Origin of the sequence: Nocardia vinacea NBRC 16497 (assembly GCF_000308835.1) — a bacterium.
GTDB lineage: Bacteria > Actinomycetota > Actinomycetes > Mycobacteriales > Mycobacteriaceae > Nocardia > Nocardia vinacea.
In genome coordinates this window covers 1-21,299 of the sequence record NZ_BAGN01000384.1, presented here as the reverse complement: position 1 = coordinate 21,299, position 21,299 = coordinate 1, and the positions used below count along the sequence as shown (strand labels likewise).

Sequence of the window (21,299 nt, the reverse complement as noted above, 5' to 3'; positions counted from 1 at the left end):
GCGCGGCTCGCCCCGGGACAGTCGGTGCACCTGCCCGACGCGCCGTTCCTGCACCTGTTCGTGGCCCGCGGCGCGGTGACACTGGAGGGTGCCGGCCCGCTGCATACCGGCGACGCGGTGCGCTTCACCGCTACCGGCGGCCAGCAGGTCACCGCGAGCGAGCCCGCCGAGATCCTGGTCTGGGAAATGCACGCCAGCGTCCAGTTCTGACCGTCAGGGAGACCGTTCCGCGCAGCCGGCGTGGCAGACATTGTCGAGGCGGAGTGCTCCCTGACGTAGGCACCGCCGCCCCGCGTCGCGGTCTTTCGCCGAACACATGGGTATGGAGATGCGCCTCAGTGGCAGAAGGTCTCGACAAAACTCTTGACCACATCTGGCAGTACCGACGTGGTTCGCGATTCAGTCAGCCGGCGGCGCCGAAGGCGCATGTTCAGACACCGCAGCGACAACCACAGCTGGGCCCCGCTCATCAAACCCAGCGAGGACGACCGCTGCCGCCGAGCGGGCTCGTTGTGCGCGTTGGATCGGCACGCGCAGCCACTGCTGCCCCGACGATCCCCGCGGTGTTCTGCAACGCGGCGGCCACCACCGGTGTGCGGTTCTTCAGCAACGGAATCCATTTGTCGCCCTTGCGACTGACCCCGCCACCGGCGATGAACAGGTCGGGCGAGATCGCGTTTTCGATGGCGACCAGCACCTTCGTCACCTCCGGGGCCCACCGCTTGTAGCTCCAGGCGTGCCTTTCCTTGGCCGACGCGGCGCCCCGACGCTCGGCCTCCATTCCGCCGACCTCGATGTGACCGAATTCAGTGTTGGGCAACAACACCCCGTTATGGATCACCGCCGAACCGATGCCGGTACCGAACGTCAGCAGCACAATGACGCCGTCGTTGTCCTTGCCGGCACCGAACTCGACTTCGGCCAATCCCGCCGCGTCGGCGTCATTGAGCAGGGTCACCGGCTGTCCGCCGAGTTCGGCGCTGATCACCTCCTGGGCGTTCACTCCGATCCAAGACTTGTCGAGGTGCGCGGCGGTACGGGCTACGCCGCCGCTGACCACACCCGGATAGGTGACGCCAAGCGGCGCGTCCCACTGGAAATGCTTCACCACCTCGCGGATCGTGTCGGCGAGAGCCTCCGGAGTAGCCGGCCGCGGGGTCGGGAGTTTGAAGCGGTCGCCGATCAGCTGCCCCGTGCCGAGATCGACGACGCCGCCCTTCACGCCGCTACCGCCCACGTCGATGCCGAAGCCCCAGCAATGCGGCCTAGCCTGGCTCGGCTTTTCGGTGACCGAAGCGGTGGTATCGGTCATGGACACTCCCGAGTACGTGGCGGCGGCCCGAGGCCGGCTCGCTCCACAGATTCCGGGCGGATCGTTGCCGTGGGATTCATCGAGTCCCCCTGGTCACGAATCGGATATCGAGGCAGAGATTTCGGGAGGCTGCCCGTTATTCCAACAAAAAGGGCGCAAAGGGTTCATTCACAACGGCACTGCCCGCTTCGGGCACCCCGCCGAACGGACACGGCGCATGTCAGGGACATACCCAAATACTGATACTGCACATAACATCAGGCATCTATTCTCTCCCCCGCACAGGTATTCCCGCTACCTGCAAAAGCGACCGGTCCCCTTGCAGTTCGGCAGCGTATGTCAACACTGCAATACCCGCGGAACTGCGGGTGAAGCGTTCGCGGTTACGGGACTCGGGTGCCACGAGCGCCAGCGTCGACATGTGAGCCGACATCTCGCCACCATTCGTGCCCCAGGAGTTCCTGAATCGCCTTTATATCCATACCGCGCGAATACAACAACGAAGCGCAGAAGTGCCGCAGCACATGTGGTGTCAAGCGCCCCTCCCACGCCGGCAGCCAAAGCCTCACCACCCCAGCCAGTCCGCTGCGCAGACCGTCTCACCAACACGCAGACAGCGACCGCCTTCTCGATCCCGACGCTGCTGCACCAGGAACCGATCCGCATCCTGCGGCTGAGCCGTCCACACATCAGCCGTTGACGCCGCGCCGTTCCCGCCCACGCTGCCCGCGGGAACTCAACCACCGCCTGTTGCCGCCATTGACCTACTCGTCGGGTGGAACCGGGATGACAGTTCGGCCTTCGGAGTCCCGGCCGAGGTCCTCCCCGCCGTGGTCGACCGCAGGTTTGCCGGGCCCTGGGAACCGCGAGCCCAGGCGTACGAGGACGTCGGCGGGACGGTCACCGGATACCGCTTGGATTGGCGCCCTGAAGGGTCGCCGTTCGGCGCGACACATTGCGTCGAACTTCCGCTCGTGCTCGGCAACGCCGAAGCATGGGACGGGTCACCGATGCTCGGTCAGGAGCAGTGGGCCACTGTGGAGCACCTGGGCAAACAACTCCGTCACATTTGGATCGAATTCATCCGCTCCGGCCGAACGCGGCAACCTCCTCTTCCGAGTCAGCGCCTTAACGTACCTGGGTTTCTCCTACGAACTGCGCAACAACACCTCCCGGGCAATCGAGGTTTATGAGTACGCGCTCGCGATCACTAAAAGGCACGGAGAAACGGTCTACCAGTCATACCTGCTGTGGTCGCTTGCCGTTGCGTTGTGGCGGCAGGGCGATCCGGCGCGGGCGACTCGACTACTCGCCCAGGCACTGCGGGTGAGTCGGACGATGGACGACCGCATCAACATCAGCATGTGCCTACAGACACTGGCATGGATTGCCGCCGAAGAAGAGAAACCTGAGCGCGCGGTCGTGTTGACCGCAGCCGCGGAGCAGATCGGCCGATCTGTGGGCATTGCACCGATAGTGTTTTCGGAGTTGCTCGTCCATCAAGAGGAAAGCGAGTGCCGGACTCGACGGGCAATGAAAGAGCAGACCTACACCGCGGCGCAGCGGGAGGGGGCCGCGCTCAGTCTCGACGCCGCGATCGCCTATGCCCTGGGGGGAACACGTCCCGTCTGCCCAAGTGGCCACTGCTGGTGGCAAACTGACCAAACGCGAGCGTGAAGTCGCCGAACTGGTCGCCGAAGGACTGACCAACAGACAGATCGCCGCTCGTCTGGTGATCTCGCCACGCACCGCAGACGGACACCTCGAACACCTGCTGACCAAATTGGGGTTCACCTCGCGGGCACAGATCGCGGCATGGATCGCGGCATCGCGACACAACCCGTTATCTTCTTCGCGGCCCTTGAGCGAGGGCCCCGGTCGCCAGGCCCGGTATGACTTCTTGCCCCTACTTATCTGCGAACGACGGTAGATAGGTCGCACCGCGGCAACTCGGCCCGCCTGGCTCTACCCGTTCAGATCTTGCTCGGTGACTCCCTTCTTGCCCTTGGGCCGGCTTCGACGACGACCTGGCCGGAGAAGCTACCCGCACCAGCAACCGCATCCGCGGGCTGCTCACCAGCATCCACCCAGCCCTCGAACGGGTCCTGGGCCCACGCGTCACCCATCCAGCGGTGTTGGAGATCCTGTCCCGCTGCGGCGGGCCCGCCGGAATCCGGGCCGCCGGGCGCCGAAAACTCACCACGATCGCGGTCAAACACGCCCCGCGCATGGGTGCTCGGCTGGTCGAGGAAATCCTGGCCGCGTTGCCCGCGCAGACGGTCACCGTTCCCGGCGCCAACGCTGCCGAGATAGTGCTGCCCAGACTCGCCGATTCCCTGAAAAACGTTCTGTTGCAACGGAAATCCATTGCCGAGGACATCGAGAGGATGCTCGATGACCACCCTCTTGCCAAGGTCTCGATGCCCGGCGTCGGAGTCAGGACCGGAGCCCGCATCCTGCTCGAAGTCGGCGACGGCTCCGCGTTCGCCACCGCCGGACACCTGGCCGCCTACGCCGGCATCGCCCCGGTCACCCACCGATCCGGCAGCTCCATCCGCGGCGAACACCCCGCCCGATCAGGCAACCACAAACTCAAACGCGCCTTGTTCTTGTCCGCGTTCGCCGCTCTGCACGACCCAGCTAGCCGCGCCTACTACACGCGAAAACGCGATGAGGGCAAGAAACGCAACGCCGCCCTCATCTGCCTCGCCCGCCGTCGCTGCGACGTCCTCTACGCCATGCTCAAGACCAAACAGCCCTACCGCAATGCCCGCCCGACCGAACGATCAGGCCGCAGCGTCACCTCCTGCCGATAGCCTCGAACGATGACCGACCCGCGCCCGCTCACCGAATCCAAATCGCTGACGCTGGCACGCCAGTTCCTCGGCCGCACAGTCGACCTCACCATCGACCGACCCTACGGAAGCCACCACCCCACCTGCGGATTCCTCTACACCGTCAACTACGGATTCGTTCCCGGCACGCTCGCACCCGACGGCGAGGAACTCGATGCCTACTTCCTCGGCCCCACCGAGCCCATGACCTCCGCGACCGGGGCATGCATCGCAATCATCCACCGACTACACGACGATGACGACAAGCTGATCGTCGTCCCGACCGACCACCTCCACCCCGATGACACAGCGATCGCCACCACAGTCGAGTTCCAAGAAGAACCCGGGCGCTACATCATCGTCCGGTCATGACCACCCCACACACCGAACCGGCACCTCCGAATCACCAACACCCTTGACGAAAACCATAGGGACCCCCCCGGAAATACCCCGGGCTATCGATCCGTGAGATCTTTCGTCGCCTCGCACGAGTTGTCTTCACGATCGGCCGCGAGGTTCGGCGAAACACATTGGCTCACAACCGGGCTGCTACGAAGCCGACTGAACGGGCTTTCTCGGCATGTCAGCCATGGACTCACCGGATTCGAGGATATCCATTGGACGTATCGCGGATAGCCTCCAGACATGGATGCCTTGGTGGTCCGATTGTCGCAATTGGATGTGGAAGCGGAAGGTGCGCTGCGTGTCGTGATGTTCTACGACACCCTGATGCGCCGGCGGGTGGATCTCCCGGCGCTGGCTCGGGCCTCGGCGGTACTGGCCGAGTGCGTGACCGGGATTCGACTGCACGGCACGGGACGAGTGATCCGATTCGCATCCGACGGGCGGGAAGTGTCGGGTCCGCCGCCGTCCGCGTCCACCACTGGGCCGATCATCCTCGACGAGGAGGAGATCGGCACGGTGTGGCTGGAACGCACCGGCACCTCCCGCTCGCTCGACGAACTGCTGTTGGAGCGGCTCGCCATCGCCGCGGCGGCGGTCGTCGAGCGATATGGCCCGGCACGCACCACCATGGCCGACCCGGCCCTGGTCGAACTGGTGATCAGCGCCGACGGCGACGAGGCGGCCAGGGCTCGGGCATTGCGGCTCTTGGGTTTTGCCGCCGACCTGCCGGTGCGCGTCGTGGCCGTTCGGTCTCAGCTTCGGCTCGACCAGGTCGGCGGCCTGATCTGCCCAGCCCGCCCGGTGAAGGCGGCACCGCTGGCCGACGTGGGCGTCATCCTGGCCACCACTGTGGACCCGGCCCGGTTTCCGGCAGGCGTACGCGCGGGCATCGGCACAGCAGACCGGCCCGACCGGTCATGGCGGGAAGCCTGCACCGCCCTGCGCTTCGCCACCGCGCGCAGCCCGATCGTCCACTTCGACGACCTCGGGGCGCTGGCCTTGATCGCGCAGGTACCCCAGGACGCTGCGCGCGATAACGTCGATGTGGCCGCGATCGCCCGAATGGCAAGCACCCCGGAGGATCTGGAGACACTCGACGCCTACTGTGCCACCGGCTCGCTGCGCCGGGCGGCGGAGTTGCTGCACCTGCACCACAGCAGCGTCGCCCGTCGCCTCGAACAGATCGAAAAGATGACGGGTATCGAACTCGCCGAGCCCACCGGACTGTTGCGGGCCAGGCTCGCGCTCACAGCGTGGCGGCTGCTCGATGAGCGAGCTTGACCAGCAGCTTTGCGGAAAAGAAATCGTTCGTCCCAGACGGGCCCATAATTGGTTGGTGACGTCTTCGCCCGAATCTCCGATCGTCGAGACCGCGGTTGCGTCGCCCGGACAGTCGGGTGCGCGGTCCGCGGTCGGTAGTTTCCGCTTCTGGTTCGCCAGTCGCCGCTGGGAGTGGTCGCCGGAGGTCTACCGGATGCACGGTTACCGGCCCGGGGAAATCGAGCCGACCACCGAACTGCTGCTGGCCCACAAACATCCCGACGACCGCGAACACGTCGCCGAACGCATCGCCCGTTCAATCGACCGCGGCGAGCCGTTCTCGAGTCGGCACCGGTTCATCGACACCTCCGGTGTCGAACACAACGTCATGGTGGTCGCCGACCGGATTCTCGACGACGACGGCCAACCGGTGGGCACGACCGGCTTCTATATCGACCTCAGCGCCACCCTCGCCGAAGCCGAACGTGAAGCGCTCGAGGTGCGTTTGCCGGAACTCATCGAGGCGCGTGCGGTGATCGAACAAGCCAAGGGTGTGCTGATGCGGCTGTACGGCATCAGTGCCGAGCAGGCGTTCAAGGTTCTGATCTGGCGCTCGCAGGAAACCAATATCAAGCTGCGTGTGCTGGCCGAACAGCTGATCGCCGAATTGGCCATGGTCCCAGCGCCCGAGCCCGCGATTGTCGCCACCTTCGATCACATTCTGCTGACTCTCCACGAACGCATACCCAAGGACTGACCGCACCCTATTTCCCAGCAGCGAGAGGTTGCGCCGCCGATGCCGGGCGTTGGCGAACTACGGTGTGGCGGTGGTAGTGGAACCGAATGACCGGTTTGCTGGATTCGTTGTGCAGGCTCGGCTTGGTCATGGCGGGAGCAGTGATGTGTATCTGGCCGAGGATGTGGAACGGGCGCGGTCGGTATCGCTGAAGATTCTGGGTCCCGAGGACAGTCGGTCACCTGAGGCGCGTGCGCGATTTGTGCACGAGTTCGACATCCTGTCCGTGCTGCGGCATCCCAATATCGTGCGGATGTACACGCACGGTGAAACCGACGGCAGGCTGTGGTCGGCGCACGAGTACGTGGCAGGCACAACAGGGGCGACATTGGTGCCGATGCCGCACCGACAGCCAGACCTGCGGCGGGTGCTGCATGTGCTGGCTCGGGTCGCGGCGGGTTTGGATTTCGTGCACGCCAACGACATCGTCCATCTCGACGTCAAACCGGCGAATCTCTTGGTGGGCACGGACGACCCTGCGACGGTGAAACTTTCGGATTTCGACCAGGCCCGATGGCTGCACCGGCCCGAACCGCCTCTGGCCACAAATGGTTTCGTCGTCGTCTCGGTGCCGTACGCCGCGCCTGAGCTGCTGCAGGCAGGCGCTGTATGCCCGGCGACGGACCAGTACGCGCTGATCTCCACGGCCATCGAACTGCTCACCGGTCGCCCGCCGTTCCCCCGCGGAAATCTCATGGCCACCGCGCAGGCCCACCTGCACGATCCGCCCCCCGATATCTCCCTACGCCGACACTGGATCCCACCCGAGGTCGACTCGATCGTGCACCGTTCGCTCGCAAAGGATCCGAACGCCCGCTACAACACCTGCACCGAACCCATCGCCCTACTCACCGAGGCCCTCCACGAGACCCGGCCGGGCAGCCCCTTCCTGACGCGATTGAACACGGCGTTCACCCGATCGGTGCTACGCCGGTAGCGATATCGGCGAAATTCCCGACAGGGCCGGGCTGAATTCGAATCACCGTGATTTTCACGATGTGGAAAAGGCATTGCTTATTTCCGCATGCGTCCGCAAGGTGAGTCGAAATATTCGCCCGGCATAGTCGTATTCCGGTGCGTCGTCCACCGAGAGAAATGCGGGTTATCGAAAAATATGACGACCTGCCGACAAGATGAGATATCGGATGAACTGAGCTCGCTGCGGCCGCTGTTGTTCACCGTTTATGTACCCGCGGCGGCGTACGGGATCGGTATGGGGGCTGCGGCGCCGGTCATGACATTGACAGCGCTCGACTTGGGCGCATCGGTGGCGGTAGCCGGATTCTGTGTCGCCCTGGTCGGGCTCGGACAGATAATCGGCGACATTCCCGCTGGTCAGGTCGTATCCCGGCTCGGTGAGCGGGTGTCGATCATCGGCGCGAGCACTGCGGGCGTCGTCGGTGTCCTATTGTGCGTGCTCGCGACCACGGTGCCGATCTTGTGCGGGGGACTGGTGATCGTCGGGCTGTCCAATGCGATCTGGGGCCTGGCCCGGATGAGCTATTTGTCGGAGGCCGTGCCATTCGAACGCAGGGCGCGGGCAATGTCGCTGTTCGGCGGTTCCATGCGGTTCGGCTTCTTCGTCGGTCCATTTCTCGGTGCTGCCGCGATCACGGGAATCGGCACACGCGGCGGATTCGTCGTCCAATTGATCGCGATAGCGGTGGCCGGATGGCTGATGGCCCGGCTTCCGGACCCGCGAACCTCGGCCGCCGGGACGATCCGGCAACCGCCGCTGTCGTTACTCGGCGTCGGCAGAGCTCATCGCAAACTATTGCTGACCCTGGGCGCGGGTTCGTTGCTGATGGGTGCCGCGCGTTCGTCGCGGGAAGCCGTGCTGCCGTTGTGGGCCGATCACCTCGGCACCACCGCCGCCACGGCCAGTCTGATCTTCGGCATCGGGGCCGGTCTGGATGTGCTGTGCGCATATCCGGCGGGCCATCTGATGGACCGGTACGGCAGACGATTCATCGCCGTACCGTCGCCGACCATCCTGGCCCTCGCGTATTTCGCTGTGCCGCTGACTGATTCGGCACTCACTCTCGGCATCGTCGCGGTGGTCATGGGGATCGGGAACGGGATCGGCAACGGCGTCATCATGACCATCGGCGCCGATATCGCCCCGGCCGCCACCCGTGCCGAATTCCTTGCCGCGTGGCGGCTCACCCATGACGGCGGCTTTTTCGCCGGTCCGCTGGCGATCAGCGGATTGGCGGCGGTCGGTCCACTGGCTGTCGCGGTCCTGACCATCGGCGCCGTATCGGCGCTCGGCGCCGTCGTCATGGGTCGATTTATCCCCGTCTACATCCCCTGGCCCAACCAGATCGACCGAAAGGTGGCCGCACGATGAGTGCGAGAGTGCGTAGCAGGCTCTTCATGGGCGCGGTAGTCGCCGTAACCGTCGCAATGGTGTTGAGCGCCTGTGGTGGTGGCGAAGTTCGTAAATCCGGTGGCGTCCCGCTCTTTCGCTACCAAGGCTGGGCCTCGCAGGTCACGATTCCCGAACTCGCCGAGGACCTCGGCTTTTTCGAAGGCAAGGTGAAGCTGGACTGGCAGGGAAACACCATCAGCGGTCCACAGGATATCCAGTCGGCGGCTACCGGTCAGGTCGACTTCGGGGGCGCTTTCGGCGGTGCGGTGGCGAAGCTGGCCCACGCCGGTGCGCCGATTACCGCGGTGCTGAACTACTACGGCTCCGACGACAAGACGTTCACCGGGTTCTACGTTCCCGAGAACAGTCCGATCACGACTCCGAAAGACCTGCTGAACAAGAAGATCGGCGTGAACACGCTGGGTGGCCAATCCGAGGCGGATATCCACGATGCGCTGAAGAAGAGCGGATTCGACGAGGAACAGATCAGATCGGTTCAGTTGGTGGTCTTACCGCCGCCGAATACCGAGGACGCCCTCCGGCGCGGACAGATCGATGTCGCCGCCTTGAGTGGACAGTTCCAGCAGCGGGCAATCGCGAACGGTGGACTCCGTGCGGTATTCACCGACTACGAGGAATTCGGTCCTTTCAACGGCGGTCAATACGTGTTTCGCAATGACTTCCTCGCCAAGAACCCGGCCAGTGTCGAGGCATTCGTCAGTGGAGTCGCCAAGGCGATCGAATGGCAGAAGACCACACCGCGTGCCGAAGTCATCGCCAGGTTCACTCAGATCATCGAGAAGCGGCAACGTCCGGGCGAGGATGCTTCGTCGGTGAAGTTCTGGCAGTCGGTCGGGGTGCCCGCCCCCAGCGGGGTAATCGCCGACACCGATTTCCTGCGCTGGGAGAGTTGGTTGCGGGATACCGGCGGGATCACCGGTGCCTTCGAGCCGTCGAAGTTCTTCACAAATAAGTTCAATCCGAACGCGCCGAAGTAATACGCGATCATTCAGTGGGAAAGACGAAGTCGCGGATGAGTGCTGCGAGTTCCAGGGGGCGGTCGCCCTGGACCGAGTGTCCGGCGCCGTCTACGACCGCGACCTGGACGCGAGGGCGGCGGCGCCGCAACTCCGCGACGTCGGCGTCGTCGACAACCGGTGAGCGTGCGCCGCGTACGAGCAGTAGGGGTGCTTGTACGGCGGAGACGTCGTCCCACAGGGGGCTGAAGTCGAGCGAGCCGTCGGCGGTGGGGCGGAGTCGGTCGTAGCGCCAGATCCAGCGGCCGTCGTCGCGTGGGCGAGCGTTGTGTAGAACTCCGCGGCGCAGCGACTGGACCGACCGGCTCGGATTGTGCGCGACGGTGCGCTCCAGGATCTCGTCGAAGGATTCGAAGTCGGTGGGGCCGTTGACGAATGCGACTATCGCCGCGGTCTTGTTCGGGTTGTCACCGGTGCCGGGGGTGACATCCACGATGATCAGGCGGCGCACCAGGTCCGGGCGGCGCGCGGCCAGTCGCACTGCGGTGAGCCCACCGAGGGACATACCGACGACCGCCTTCGCCTGCGGCGCCACGGTATCGACGGCAGTGGCGACCGCATCGGCCAGCCGGTGCGGTGTGTACAGATGGTCGGGCCACCAGTCGGAATGGCCGTGGCCGGGCAGGTCCAGCGCGACGAGTGGGCGGTTCAGCGCCAGTGCCACGGTGTCCCAGGTGTGCGCGTTCTGCGCGCCACCGTGCAGCAGCACCAACTCCGGCTCGCCCTCACCCCAGCGCAGACCACTGATATGGCGACCGGAGCCGATGTCGACCGAGAACCGTTGCACCTCGGGCGGACCGGACCAGGGGAGCCCGGCCTCGGCCGCATTCTCGGCGAACAGTCCGAATTCGTCGTAGTCCGGTGTTGTCATCTGAGCACGAAACCCTGTTTGTCGAAGGTGGATTCAGCTGAAGTGGACGATCGAGAGCAGTCCGACGATCAGTGAGTACGTTGCGAACGGTAGCAGGGTGCGAGTTTGGAAGTGCCGCTCCAGGTAGCGCACGGCCAGCCAGGACGACGTCCCGGACACGATGGCGCCGACGAGTATCGGCCCGCGGATGCCGTCGGTTTCCGGTCCGAACAGTTCCGGTAATTCCACGATCCCGGCCCCCAGGATTGCCGGAGTAGCAAGCAGGAAGGCGAATTTGGCCGCGTGGGTGTGTTCGAGACCGCGCCACAATCCGCCGACCATGGTCAGACCCGCGCGGCTGAACCCGGCCAGCAGGGCGCCGGCTTGAGCGAATCCGATGCCTACGGCGTCGCGCGTCCCGAGGGCGGCCAGCGGCCGGTCGGATTGCCGGGACGGATGCGATGCGGAGGTGAGCGCGAAGCGTCGCCCGTATTCCGCCAGCGTCGGCTCATTGCGCCGGCGCAGCCCCTCACCGATCACCAACACCACGCCATTGAGGGTCAGGAAGATGGCCGCATCGATGGGCCCCTCGAACAGTGCGTGCAGCGGATGGACGAGCAGCGGCCCGAGGATGGCGACCGGCGTGGATGCGATCACGATCAGCCACGCCAATCGTTGCGGGACAGTATCGAGCCGCCGGGTGCGCAGCGTCGTGACGAAACCGCCGATTATCGCGCACCAGTCGCGCCAGTAATACCCGAGCAATGCCACGGCTGTCGCCACGTGTAGCGCGACCACGAACGCCAGATAGGGATTACCCGTGCCGGACTCGTTCTGGACCAACAACTTCCGCCAATCACCGCCCACCCATGCGGCGATCAGCACGGAGTGACCGAGGCTCGAGATCGGAAACAGCTCGGTGACCCCCTGCACCGCACCGATGACAGTTGCTTCAAGATAGGTGATCATCGCGGACGATTCTTGCACGTGCGCGACAGTCCTTCCGGCTGGGAGTAGCACACGCCGATTTGTCCGAATACCGGTTCCCGCAGCATCTTTCGTGGGCGTGTTGCCGTCCGGCATCTTCACCCGGATTCGCGCTGTTCCACCGCCGGTGGGCACAACCGGAGTCTGCTGCGCGGTGATACTCCAGCCCTGCTGGCGGCGTCATGTACGGAAAGACCTGCGGTGCCCAGCAACTCATCGGCGAGCATCGAGCGAACTTCGTCGACTACGTCGTAGAGCGAGGTGCACTCGGGGAGAGAAGGTTTCGACTACCGTGCGGCGATACTCACAAGGAACGCGGCGATTCAGTGCGCGCTCGGCCTCTGGGATCAGGGCAGAGGTGCCGTGTGTGGAGCACGGCACGAGGAGTTTTCGAACCGCCCGGCGACACAGAGTGCCGCCGGGCGGGTTCCTTCCCCGATCGCTGCGCGAACGCCGCCACGTCGCACAGCGCTGCCATGCTAGCCCAACCGTCCCGCAGATCTATGTCGCCACGCCGACATCGGCGTGTTCGGCGTGTTCGAAGCCGAAGCGTAGACGGTGCGCACTTCGACGCACCAGGTCAGCGCCCGGCGACCGATGCATGAAGCCGGCAGTGCAGCGCGACCGCGGTAGCTACTGCGCCACAGCAGGTTCGGTCCCCGGGGTCGGCAGTCCGGCGAGGCGGTGCGGCGCCAGTAGGGATTTCACGGTTTCGGCGGGCAGCAGGCCGAGCTCGGTGGCGATTTCCTCGACGGGGCGGCCGGTGTGCAAGGCCTGCTTGGCGATTCGGGCGCTGGCGGCGTAACCGATGTGGGGGGTGAGGGCGGTGACGATGCCGATGGAGCGGCGGACGCCCTGTTCGAGATGGTCGCGATGGGCGGTGATGCCCGCGACGCATCTGGTTGCCAGGGCGTCGATAGCGGCGGTGAGGTGGGCGGTGGTGCGGAGCAGGCTGTAGGCGATGATCGGCTCGAAGGCGTTGAGCTGGAGCTGACCCGCCTCGGCGGCCATGGTGACGGTTATATCGTTGCCCACAGCCGCGAATGCGACCTGATTGACGACCTCCGGGATGACCGGATTGACCTTGCCGGGCATGATCGATGATCCGGCTTGCACTGGGGGAAGCGAGATTTCTCCCAGACCGGTTGTCGGTCCCGAGGACATGAGCCGCAGGTCGTTGCAGATCTTGGACAGTTTGACCGCGACGCGCTTGACGATGCCGGAGACCTGTACGAACGCGCCGCAGTCCTGGGTGGCTTCGATGAGGTCGGCCGCCGAGGTCACCGGAATCCGGGTGATATCGGCGAGATGGGTGCAGGCCAGCGCCGGATAATCCGGATGGCCGTTGATCCCGGTGCCGATCGCGGTACCGCCGAGATTGCATTCGCGCAACAGTGCGGTGCCCTCGTCGAGGCGAGCGCAGTCCTCGCGCACCATGATCGCGAAGGTGCCGAACTCCTGCCCGAGCGTCATGGGTACCGCATCCTGGAGCTGGGTGCGGCCCATCTTGATGATGTCGGCGAATTCGATTGCCTTGCTGTCGAATTCGGTCGCCAGTCGGCCCAGTGCGGCGACCAGATCGTGGATGTGGTGCACGATGGCGAGTTTCACCGCGGTCGGGTAGACGTCGTTGGTGGACTGGCCCAGATTCACATGGTCGAGCGGGTCCAGTTCGGTGTAGCTGCCACGGTCGTGGCCGAGCAGCTCCAGCGCCCGGTTGGCGATGACCTCGTTGGCATTCATATTCGTCGAGGTACCGGCCCCGCCCTGGACGGGATCGATGGGGAACTGGTCGTGCAGTGCGCCACCGCGGATCTCGTCGCAGGCCGCATCGATAGCGTCGGCACGGCGCGAATCGAGCAGGCCGAGGTCGCGGTTGGCCCGGCAGGCGGCCTGTTTGACCGCGGCGAGCGCGGTGATCAGGGCCGGGTAATTGCCGATACGGTCGCCCGTAATGGCGAAATTGTCCAGCGCGCGGGCGGTGTGGACGCCCCAGTAGGCGTCGCGTGGCACTGCGCGGGTGCCGAGGGAATCGCGTTCGGTACGAGTGCTTTCGGTCATCGGATTCCTGTTCAGTTGGATGTGTGCGGGAACGGCTGTGTCACGGGGTGATTCGAGAGTTCGCCCAGCAGGTTGGTCGTCATCCACCGGCGCAGTTCGCTACCGGCCAGGCCGATGTCGACCAGATAGCCGAGTTTCGCGAGTGCGGCCTCCCTGGTCATATCGCCGCCACCGATGGCACCGGCATCGCGCATGGCCCGGCCGGGCTGATAGCGGTCGAGATCGACTGTGCCGCTGTCACAGTGGGTGATGACGACTACCGGCGTTCCCCGTGCGGTGGCCGCGCGGATGGCCTCGACCGTTGCCGATCCGTGCAGTGGCAGTGTGCCCGAGCCGTAGCACTCGAGTACGAGTCCGCCCCGGTAGTGGCGCAGTGCCGTATCGAGCAGGTCCGGATGCATTCCGGGAAAGACGGTGAACAGGCCGACGGATGGGCTGTCGATGCGCGGTCGCGTCTCGGGCAGTCGCGGTGGTGCGGGCGGCGGTGTGTACTCCCGGACCGTGGTGAATCCGTCGTAGTCGTCGCAGGCGCGTTTGCTGGCCCGCACGGTCGGATGCAGCGACTCGCCGAAGGCGATGAACGTTCCCGGAACTGCCTGGGCGGCAATGCTGTTCAGCGCTAGCGTCAGGTTGCTCGGTGCGTCGCTACCGGGAAAGCCCAGCGGGATCTGCGCTCCTGTCAGCACGACGGGCACCTCGACACCGCGCAGCTCGAATGCCATCCGAGCGCCCACATAGGCCATCGTGTCGGTGCCGTGCACAACGACGATCCCATCCGGTTGCCGCTCCGCGATACCGGATCGGACCTGTGCGGCGATCCGGCGGGCGGTATCGGGCCCGGCATCGGCACTATCGATGACCTCCTCGAGTTCGGTGTAGTCGAACCGAACCGCGATGCCGTTCTCGCGCTCGAATCGCGCGATGGTGTTGGCGATTTCGCTGCCCAGACCCCGGCGGGGCCGCAGTCCGGCACCGTGATCGGCCATCCCGAATGTGCCACCGGTGTAGAGGATGTCGACACTGATCTGCGAAAGACGGTGCGGCACCGTGGCGATCGAGGTCACGAGGTCTCCGATCCGGTTTCCGGCATCGGAGCGAGCACGTCCGGATCCAGGCGACCCCGCACCCGGAACCAGCCCACCACCATCGCGATGATGACCAGCAGGAATGCCGCCAGCGTGATGCGCCCGATCTCTTCGTCGAAGAACATCAGCAGAATGACGGCGAGTAGGAAGCCGAGCGTGAGGATATTGAGCACCGGTGCGAAGGGCAGCCGGAAGGCGGGTCTGCGGTAGTGCCCCTGCTCGGCTCGGCGCACGAAGATCCAGTGGCAGATCATGATCGACGCCCAGGTGCCGACGATGCCGAGTCCGGCCAGATTCAGCACGATCTCGAAGGCCTTGTGCGGCATGACCAGATTGAGCACCACGCCCGCGATGCCGACCACGCTGGTGATCAGAATGCCGCCGTACGGTGCGCCGTTGCGGTTCATGCGCTGGGCGAAACGTGGTGCCGCACCGGCCACCGCCATCGAGCGCAGGGTGCGACCGGTCGCGTAGAGCCCGGCGTTGAGGCTCGACATCGCGGCGGTGAGCACCACCAGATTCATGACGTCGGCGGCGTGCGGGATGCCGATCGAACTCATCACCGTGACAAACGGACTTTCACTGGGGGAGTAGGCCGTCCACGGCAGGAGCAGTGTGAACAGGATGACCGAGCCCGCGTAGAACAGGATGATCCGCCACATGATGGAGTTGACCGCGCGCGGCACCACCAGTCTGGGATTGTCGGCTTCACCCGCGGCGACGCCGATCATTTCGGTGCCGCCGAAGGCGAACACCACACCGAGGGCGATGGTGAGCATGGGTGCCAGGCCGCGGGGGAACAGGCCGCCGTGATCGGTGATCGTCGAGATGCCGGGGACATTGGCGCCGACCGAGGTGCCGGTGACGATGAATCCGATGGCCAGCGCCATGAATACGACGATGGTTCCGACCTTGACCAGCGCGAACCAGAATTCGAGTTCGCCGAACAGTCGCACCGACATCACATTGAGTGCGACGACGACCGTCAGCGCGATGAGCGCCAGTACCCACTGCGGCACAGGCACGAAGAACGACCAGAAGTGCGCGTAGAGCGCGACCGCCGTGATGTCGGCGACGAGGGTCGTCGACCAGTTCAGGAAGTACAGCCAGCCCACCGAATACGCGCCGCGTTCACCGAGGAATTCGCGGGCATAGGACACGAACGCCCCGGACGAAGGTCGGTACATCACCAGTTCACCGAGTGCGCGCACGACCATGAAAGTGAAGATTCCGCACACGATGTAGACGAGGGCGAGTGATGGTCCGGCGAGCGACATCCGGCCGCTGGCGCCGAGGAACAGCCCGGTGCCGATCGATCCGCCGATCGCGATCATCTGCATATGGCGCTTGCGTAGCCGCTTCTGGTAGCCGAGGTCCCCGATATCGATCCGCGGTGCGGGCGTGGTGGTGGCGGTCGACTGTTGGTCGTGATGTTGCATCGAAAACCTTCCATGGGCCGGATCCAGCCCCGAAGAAGTAAGGCTGTCAGGCTGTAAGACAGGTTGACTGTAATGGTGGTCACAGCTGGTGTCAATGCCATACTGGGTCGCGTGACGGTCGAGGAAGGGTACGTGCAGCGCATCGGCGCCACCGAAGCGGTCTTTCGTCGGCTGCGGAGCCTCATCCAGAGCGACGATTACGCGGTGGGCGATCGCCTGCCCGCGGAGTTGGCGCTGGCCAAGCAGTTCGGGGTGAGTCGGCCGGTGGTCCGCGAGGCGCTACATGCCTGCGCCATCCTCGGACTCACCGAAACCCACACCGGCCGAGGCACTTTCATCGTCTCCAAGAATGCCGATACCCAGCCGACTTTCGCGGGTGTCGGTGCCGGTGATCTGATCGAGGCGCGCCGGCTCGTCGAAATACCGGCCGCCGGATTCGCCGCCGAGCGCCGCACGCCGGAGCAGGTGCGGCAGCTGTTCGAGATCCTGGACAAACTCGCGGTCGCCCCGGATGCGCACGAATGGGTGCGCTACGACGGCGAATTGCACACCGCGATCGCCGCCGCGAGCGGCAATACGATGCTGACCGCCATGGTGGCCGACACCCGCCGCGCGCTGGACCTGCAATCGGAGTTCTTGAACCTGACCCAGGACCGTCGCACCGATTCCGACCGCGAGCACGAGGCCATCGTGCGGGCCATCGAGGCCGGTGCGCCGGAGGCCGCGCGTGCGGCGATGACCGATCACCTGGAGCGAGTCGCCGAGACGGTCGCCCGGATCGGCGCCTGAGCGACCTACTGTCGCGGTTCGGGCGGCTGGTGCGTGCGCTGGATCGTGAGTGATGCGGCGAGCAGGCGTGAGTTGTTCGGGTCGGTGGGATCGATACCGGTGAGTTCGGCAATGCGGCGCAGTCGATAGCTGAAGGTGTTGGGGTGCACATGAAGTCGTGCCGCCGCGGCTTTACGGTCGGAGCCGTAGCGTAGATGTGCCTCCAATGCTTCCAGGAGATGAGGGTTGCTCAGCAGTGGGATGATCCGCTCGGCCAGCCGGTCGCGGGCGTGGCCCGGTCGGGTGAGTTGGTATTCGAGCAGCAGATCGTCGAGTCGGTAGGTTCCGGTCGGGCGGCCGAGTAGACGTGCGAGCGTTGCGAGTTCGGCGACTTCCGCCGCGGCCTCGGGCAGTTCGGCGCGCGGGACCGCCGGGCATTCGGCCAGATGTGCCGACGCGCCGAATTGTTCGGCCAGCTCGGCCGCCAGCCCGGCATAGCGAGTCGACTCGGGTTCGTCGGAATACCTTGGGAGCAGGGCGATTCCGGTCGATCCGTCGAAGGTCACCAGGGCGGTGCCATTGCTGATCGTGTCGAGGGTGCGGTGCAGGATCCGTATCCGTCGCCGGGCCAGTAGATCGGCGACGGAGGTGGGCTGGTCGTCGGAATCGATATGGATGCCGAGCACCGTGTAGCGGTCGCTGAGCGGGGTGTCGGCGCGGGCGGCCTGTTCATCGGCGGGTTGGCCGCGCAGCAGTGCCGAACACAGTTCGCGGCGGGCTTCCCGCTCGGCGTTGTAGATGGATTGTTCGACCGCAGTGTAGGTCTCGACGACGATGATATTGATGTGCTTGAGCAGATCGAGCAGGCGGGAGCCGACCTGGACCAGATCGGCCATTTCATCGGGCGTTGCGAGTGCGGCAGCTTCGGCGAGCACTGATTGCGCCGAACCGTGGATTGCCTCGATCAGGATCGACAGCGGGAAGCGGTCTTCGGCATGCCGCTCGGCGACCGGTGCCACGAAGGTCGCGACCTCGGCTCCGGTGAATTCGCGGTCTTCGCCGATGGCATGCAGTACGGCGCGGCCGCAGGCGTAGATGGCGGGCAGCACCTCCGCGGTGAAATGGCCCTCGGGCAGATCGGTCGCGGGCGGCGTCGCGCCGAGGCCCTCGGCGAGCATGCGCTCGGAGATCTGCGGCCACCTGGTCAGTAGCCGGGTCACCAAGGGAGCGTCTCGGGTGGCCGAGGTCGTAGCGATTGCCATGCGCCGATTGTTGCCGACGACAGTGGGCACTTCAACGTTTCGGTTTTCTCAACCAGAACTTTGTCGTCGACGACAAACCAGTGCGGAGTTTATTCGTCATGCCGTGTAGTGACGTCGTCTAATGACCGTCCTAGATTTCGTATACCGCGTAATCACAATGGCGGCCATCACATTTCGATCGAACTGTGACCCATGGCATAGCGACCGGCGTGACGTGGAACCGATCGGGATGGGAAGTACGAAATGTTTGCAATGAAGCAACGCGGGTGCCGCGCCTTCGCGGGTGCCGCCCTCATCGCTGGACTGGCCGTGGCGCACGGGCTCGGTATCGGTACGGCGGGCGCGGAGCCCGCCGGATCCGATCAGCAATTCCTCGTCGAACAGATCAACGCGGGGCTGGGGCCGGCTCCGGACGGGCGGCAGCCGCGGGCGATCGTGGATACCGGAAGTGGATCCGGCTGGGCCAAGAGCATCGCATCCAATACCGTCGGTGAGGGGCCCGAAATGACCGCGGCGCTTGCGGCTTTCGCGTACGGTCTCACGCACCCTGACGCCGCACCCGCGGGTGCGAACCGGTGGGACTGCAAGCCGAGTGCCGAACATCCGAACCCGGTGGTGCTACTGCACGGCACCTGGCTCAATGCTTTCGACACCTTCGCCTTTCTCTCGCCGCAATTGGCGCGGGCGGGATTCTGCGTATTCGCCTTCAATTTCGGGCGATCGGGACTGATGGAGGGTGGCGGAATCGGTGCGTTGCTGCCCGGTCGCTACGGGGTCGGGCCGATGGCCGAATCCTCGCGTCAGCTGGCGGATTTCGTGGAGCGGGTGCGTGCGGCCACGGGCGCGGAGAAGGTCGACATCGTTGGCCATTCGCAGGGTGGAACGGTGGCGAATCAGTATCTGAAATACGACGGAGGTGCCGATAAGGTCGGCAAGCTGGTCACTTTCGGTGCCACCCACCACGGCACGTCGTTGATGGGCATCGCGTTGCTGGGGCGGGCCATCAATAACCTCGGTGTGAATATCCTCGGGTTCTACGAGCCGATCGTCGGGCTGTCGAATATCGAACAGGCGGTCGGGTCTTCGTTCTATGCGCGGCTCAACGCGAACGGGGATACCGTCCCCGGTGTCGAATACACGGTCGTGGGGTCGCGATACGACGAGGTCACCAACCCCTACAATTGGACATTCCTGCAGGCCGGGCCGGATGCCACGGTGGACAACATCACGCTGCAGGACGGCTGCGAACAGGATCTGTCCGACCACCTGACCATGATGTATTCACCGCGCTCGGCCTCCATCGCGCTCGAGGCCCTGGATCCCGCGCACCATTCCAATCTGGACTGCAGCTTCAACCCATGGTTGATCGGAGGTGGCGGCGCCCTCTGAGTTCGACCGATGAACCTTGCCCGAACCGGCCGACCCGGGCAAGGTGTGGACTTCCCAATCTCGGGAGGTTTGACGACCTGAGTGAAAATTGACTGTGCCACTGTCCGTACTCGGGTCCATGCGGATCGGACCGTGGTTACGGGTCAGCACACCCGGTTGCACCTGACCGCGGTAACGACACAGCAGGAGACCTCGGTGAATCAGCGGTCGCGGTTCGACCCGGGCGAACTGCGGGCGATGGTCACCAGGTTGGAACGCCTCATCGCCGAAGCCAACCGAACCGTCGTCGAGCTGAAGGCCGCGATCGAATTCGCGGAGGTGGATTCGGTCGGTGTGTCCGAAGAGGCGCGGTCGGACGTGGTATCTGCGGAGGTGCGGTCGGAGGCGGTATCTGCGGAGGTGCGGTCGGAGGCGGCATTCGGGGAGGTGCGCTCGGTCGGTGCATCGGCGAAGGTGCGGTCGGCCGTGGCATATGGGGCTGCGCAGTCGGATATCGCGTCTGTTGCGGTGCGCCCGGACGCCCCACCTGTTGCGGTGCATTCGGAAATCACATCTGCGGCGGTGCGCCCGAACATCGCAACAGGTCAACCGACGGCAGACCAACCCACCGCCGGTCGACACCGCCCATTTGCCCGCGAGCCCGCACCAACTCCGTGGTCCCGCCGCAGAGTGGACACCCCGTGGTCCCAACGCACGGTTCGCCCCCGCCCAGCGAAACCGAACGCACCCTCCGCATCCCCTGCGCCGGAACCGCTCCCACTCGCGACCCCCGTCCCACCCATAATCGAGCGAACCCCGCCCCGGCAGCCGATTACGGTCTACGCGGGCCCAGCCGCCGCGGTGTCGACACCGACCGGTCCGCCGAGCGACACCGCGAAGCCGGAGCCGATTCGACCGACATCGGATGTTTCAGCGCCGGAGGCAGTTTCGCCACCGGTGAATGTTCGGCCGCCAGGCCCTGTGCCGCAGTCGGCGGATCCCGCGGAGCCCGTTGCAGTGGCGGTGCCGATGGATGGTGGGGAGCCGGCGCTGAGGCCAGAAGTTCAGGAGCCTGAGGCTCTTCCACTACCGGTGGATGTGCGGGAACCGGAAGCCGTGGCGGCGCCGAGTGGTCCACTGGGCGATACCGCGAAGCCGGCGGCGTTTCGACCGTCGTTGGATGTTCCAGCGCCGGAGATATTTTCGGCTCCAGAGGATGTTCGGCCGCTAGCGGCCCGCCCGATGTCGGTGGAAATTGCGGCAGTGGCGCTGCCAACGGATGCAGGCGAGTCGGCGGGTGTGCCGCAATCGCTGGATATCGCGGAGCCCACGGCCGTGGCGATACCGGCGGATGATCGCGCGACGGAAGCAGTATCGCTTCCGGCCGACGTTTCGGAACCCGAGACGCAACGAACCGCCAGTGGATATCGAGGCGCCTGCGGCTGTGTCCGTTGCTGGCGGATG

General features: G+C 65.2%; 20 protein-coding genes and 2 pseudogenes. 13 read left to right on the top strand and 9 right to left on the bottom strand.

All coding sequences use genetic code 11. The features are described 5' to 3' along the window. The coding region (locus ON44_RS35780) for a pirin family protein (RefSeq protein ID WP_444543899.1) at window positions 1-210 on the top strand (210 nt) is incomplete at its 5' end. Between the two features lie 259 nt (window positions 211-469). Here the strand turns inward: ON44_RS35780 and ppgK are convergent. Further along, the gene (gene ppgK, locus ON44_RS35775) at window positions 470-1,312 is read right to left on the bottom strand and encodes a polyphosphate--glucose phosphotransferase (protein ID WP_051182799.1); all 843 of its coding nucleotides are present in this window, start codon (window positions 1,310-1,312) and stop codon (window positions 470-472) included. Between the two features lie 383 nt (window positions 1,313-1,695). Continuing rightward, entirely contained in the window at window positions 1,696-1,881 is a 186-nt protein-coding gene (locus ON44_RS54230) for a tyrosine-type recombinase/integrase (RefSeq protein ID WP_373283263.1), read from the bottom strand. A gap of 217 nt (window positions 1,882-2,098) precedes the next feature. Between ON44_RS54230 and ON44_RS54225 the strand changes: the two are divergent. The 10 genes and pseudogenes from ON44_RS54225 to ON44_RS35730 all read left to right on the top strand — a co-directional run. Continuing rightward, window positions 2,099-2,611 (top strand): annotated as a pseudogene (locus ON44_RS54225) (hypothetical protein); the annotation flags it as partial. A 39-nt stretch (window positions 2,612-2,650) separates the two neighbouring features. Beyond that, the gene (locus ON44_RS50845) at window positions 2,651-2,989 is read left to right on the top strand and encodes a hypothetical protein (RefSeq protein WP_040698838.1); all 339 of its coding nucleotides are present in this window, start codon (window positions 2,651-2,653) and stop codon (window positions 2,987-2,989) included. Beyond that, window positions 2,916-3,242: a response regulator transcription factor gene (locus tag ON44_RS35765; RefSeq protein ID WP_083898344.1), complete on the top strand. Its 327-nt coding sequence runs from the start codon at window positions 2,916-2,918 to the stop codon at window positions 3,240-3,242. The genes ON44_RS50845 and ON44_RS35765 overlap by 74 nt, the downstream gene beginning before the upstream one ends. 82 nt (window positions 3,243-3,324) lie before the next feature. Then, window positions 3,325-4,128 (top strand): annotated as a pseudogene (locus tag ON44_RS35760) (IS110 family transposase); the annotation flags it as partial. A 9-nt stretch (window positions 4,129-4,137) separates the two neighbouring features. Continuing rightward, window positions 4,138-4,518 carry an inorganic diphosphatase gene (locus tag ON44_RS35755; protein ID WP_051182798.1) on the top strand — a complete coding sequence of 127 codons (381 nt, stop codon included), beginning with the start codon at window positions 4,138-4,140 and terminating at the stop codon, window positions 4,516-4,518. Window positions 4,519-4,791: 273 nt separating this feature from the next. After that, the gene (locus ON44_RS35750) at window positions 4,792-5,832 is read left to right on the top strand and encodes a PucR family transcriptional regulator (RefSeq protein WP_040698837.1); all 1,041 of its coding nucleotides are present in this window, start codon (window positions 4,792-4,794) and stop codon (window positions 5,830-5,832) included. A gap of 79 nt (window positions 5,833-5,911) precedes the next feature. Then, complete coding sequence (locus tag ON44_RS35745) at window positions 5,912-6,568, top strand: PAS and ANTAR domain-containing protein (protein ID WP_040698845.1); 657 nt, start codon at window positions 5,912-5,914, stop codon at window positions 6,566-6,568. Between the two features lie 70 nt (window positions 6,569-6,638). Then, window positions 6,639-7,544 (top strand): serine/threonine-protein kinase, encoded by a 906-nt coding sequence (locus tag ON44_RS35740; RefSeq protein WP_157187452.1) that lies wholly within the window; start codon window positions 6,639-6,641, stop codon window positions 7,542-7,544. A 201-nt stretch (window positions 7,545-7,745) separates the two neighbouring features. Beyond that, complete coding sequence (locus ON44_RS35735; protein WP_040698843.1) at window positions 7,746-8,957, top strand: MFS transporter; 1,212 nt, start codon at window positions 7,746-7,748, stop codon at window positions 8,955-8,957. Continuing rightward, window positions 8,954-9,976, top strand: coding sequence for an ABC transporter substrate-binding protein (locus tag ON44_RS35730; RefSeq protein ID WP_051182796.1), 1,023 nt, complete (start codon window positions 8,954-8,956; stop codon window positions 9,974-9,976). Before ON44_RS35735 ends, ON44_RS35730 begins: the two co-directional genes overlap by 4 nt. A gap of 7 nt (window positions 9,977-9,983) precedes the next feature. Here the strand turns inward: ON44_RS35730 and ON44_RS35725 are convergent, their stop codons facing one another. The 5 genes from ON44_RS35725 to ON44_RS35705 all read right to left on the bottom strand — a co-directional run bounded on the left by ON44_RS35725 (window position 9,984) and on the right by ON44_RS35705 (window position 16,437). After that, the gene (locus ON44_RS35725; protein WP_040698835.1) at window positions 9,984-10,886 is read right to left on the bottom strand and encodes an alpha/beta fold hydrolase; all 903 of its coding nucleotides are present in this window, start codon (window positions 10,884-10,886) and stop codon (window positions 9,984-9,986) included. Between the two features lie 33 nt (window positions 10,887-10,919). Further along, a complete protein-coding gene (locus tag ON44_RS35720) occupies window positions 10,920-11,834 on the bottom strand; it encodes an undecaprenyl-diphosphate phosphatase (protein WP_040698834.1) in 915 nt (304 codons plus the stop codon). A 651-nt stretch (window positions 11,835-12,485) separates the two neighbouring features. Next, window positions 12,486-13,913, bottom strand: a complete 1,428-nt coding sequence (locus tag ON44_RS35715) for an aspartate ammonia-lyase (protein WP_040698833.1) — start codon at window positions 13,911-13,913, stop codon at window positions 12,486-12,488. 11 nt (window positions 13,914-13,924) lie between these two features. Next, window positions 13,925-14,977, bottom strand: coding sequence for an asparaginase domain-containing protein (locus ON44_RS35710; RefSeq protein WP_051182795.1), 1,053 nt, complete (start codon window positions 14,975-14,977; stop codon window positions 13,925-13,927). After that, window positions 14,974-16,437, bottom strand: coding sequence for an amino acid permease (locus ON44_RS35705; protein ID WP_040698832.1), 1,464 nt, complete (start codon window positions 16,435-16,437; stop codon window positions 14,974-14,976). Before ON44_RS35705 ends, ON44_RS35710 begins: the two co-directional genes overlap by 4 nt. Before the next feature lie 111 nt (window positions 16,438-16,548). Between ON44_RS35705 and ON44_RS35700 the strand changes: the two genes are divergently transcribed. After that, complete coding sequence (locus ON44_RS35700) at window positions 16,549-17,226, top strand: FadR/GntR family transcriptional regulator (RefSeq protein WP_040698841.1); 678 nt, start codon at window positions 16,549-16,551, stop codon at window positions 17,224-17,226. Between the two features lie 5 nt (window positions 17,227-17,231). On the opposite strand, the gene ON44_RS35695 is transcribed toward ON44_RS35700, so the two are convergent. Further along, on the bottom strand, window positions 17,232-18,467 hold the full coding sequence (locus ON44_RS35695) for a PucR family transcriptional regulator (RefSeq protein ID WP_040698840.1): 1,236 nt from the start codon (window positions 18,465-18,467) through the stop codon (window positions 17,232-17,234). 252 nt (window positions 18,468-18,719) lie between these two features. Here ON44_RS35695 and ON44_RS35690 point away from each other — a divergent pair, with 252 nt between their 5' ends. Continuing rightward, on the top strand, window positions 18,720-19,856 hold the full coding sequence (locus ON44_RS35690) for an esterase/lipase family protein (RefSeq protein ID WP_040698831.1): 1,137 nt from the start codon (window positions 18,720-18,722) through the stop codon (window positions 19,854-19,856). Between the two features lie 200 nt (window positions 19,857-20,056). On the opposite strand, the gene ON44_RS50840 is transcribed toward ON44_RS35690, so the two are convergent. Then, window positions 20,057-20,431 carry a hypothetical protein gene (locus ON44_RS50840; RefSeq protein ID WP_157187451.1) on the bottom strand — a complete coding sequence of 125 codons (375 nt, stop codon included), beginning with the start codon at window positions 20,429-20,431 and terminating at the stop codon, window positions 20,057-20,059. Window positions 20,432-21,299: the final 868 nt, after the last annotated feature.

Bases quoted from the DNA above. Each gene is read 5' to 3' on its own strand.
- ppgK (WP_051182799.1), bottom strand. From the start codon at position 1,312: ATGACCGATACCACCGCTTCGGTCACCGAAAAGCCGAGCCAGGCTAGG.
- ON44_RS50845 (WP_040698838.1), top strand. From the start codon at position 2,651: ATGGACGACCGCATCAACATCAGCATGTGCCTACAGACACTGGCATGG.
- ON44_RS35765 (WP_083898344.1), top strand. From the start codon at position 2,916: ATGCCCTGGGGGGAACACGTCCCGTCTGCCCAAGTGGCCACTGCTGGT.
- ON44_RS35755 (WP_051182798.1), top strand. From the start codon at position 4,138: ATGACCGACCCGCGCCCGCTCACCGAATCCAAATCGCTGACGCTGGCA.
- ON44_RS35750 (WP_040698837.1), top strand. From the start codon at position 4,792: ATGGATGCCTTGGTGGTCCGATTGTCGCAATTGGATGTGGAAGCGGAA.
- ON44_RS35730 (WP_051182796.1), top strand. From the start codon at position 8,954: ATGAGTGCGAGAGTGCGTAGCAGGCTCTTCATGGGCGCGGTAGTCGCC.
- ON44_RS35725 (WP_040698835.1), bottom strand. From the start codon at position 10,886: ATGACAACACCGGACTACGACGAATTCGGACTGTTCGCCGAGAATGCG.
- ON44_RS35720 (WP_040698834.1), bottom strand. From the start codon at position 11,834: ATGATCACCTATCTTGAAGCAACTGTCATCGGTGCGGTGCAGGGGGTC.
- ON44_RS35715 (WP_040698833.1), bottom strand. From the start codon at position 13,913: ATGACCGAAAGCACTCGTACCGAACGCGATTCCCTCGGCACCCGCGCA.
- ON44_RS35705 (WP_040698832.1), bottom strand. From the start codon at position 16,437: ATGCAACATCACGACCAACAGTCGACCGCCACCACCACGCCCGCACCG.
- ON44_RS35695 (WP_040698840.1), bottom strand. From the start codon at position 18,467: ATGGCAATCGCTACGACCTCGGCCACCCGAGACGCTCCCTTGGTGACC.
- ON44_RS35690 (WP_040698831.1), top strand. From the start codon at position 18,720: ATGAAGCAACGCGGGTGCCGCGCCTTCGCGGGTGCCGCCCTCATCGCT.
- ON44_RS50840 (WP_157187451.1), bottom strand. From the start codon at position 20,431: ATGTTCGGGCGCACCGCCGCAGATGTGATTTCCGAATGCACCGCAACA.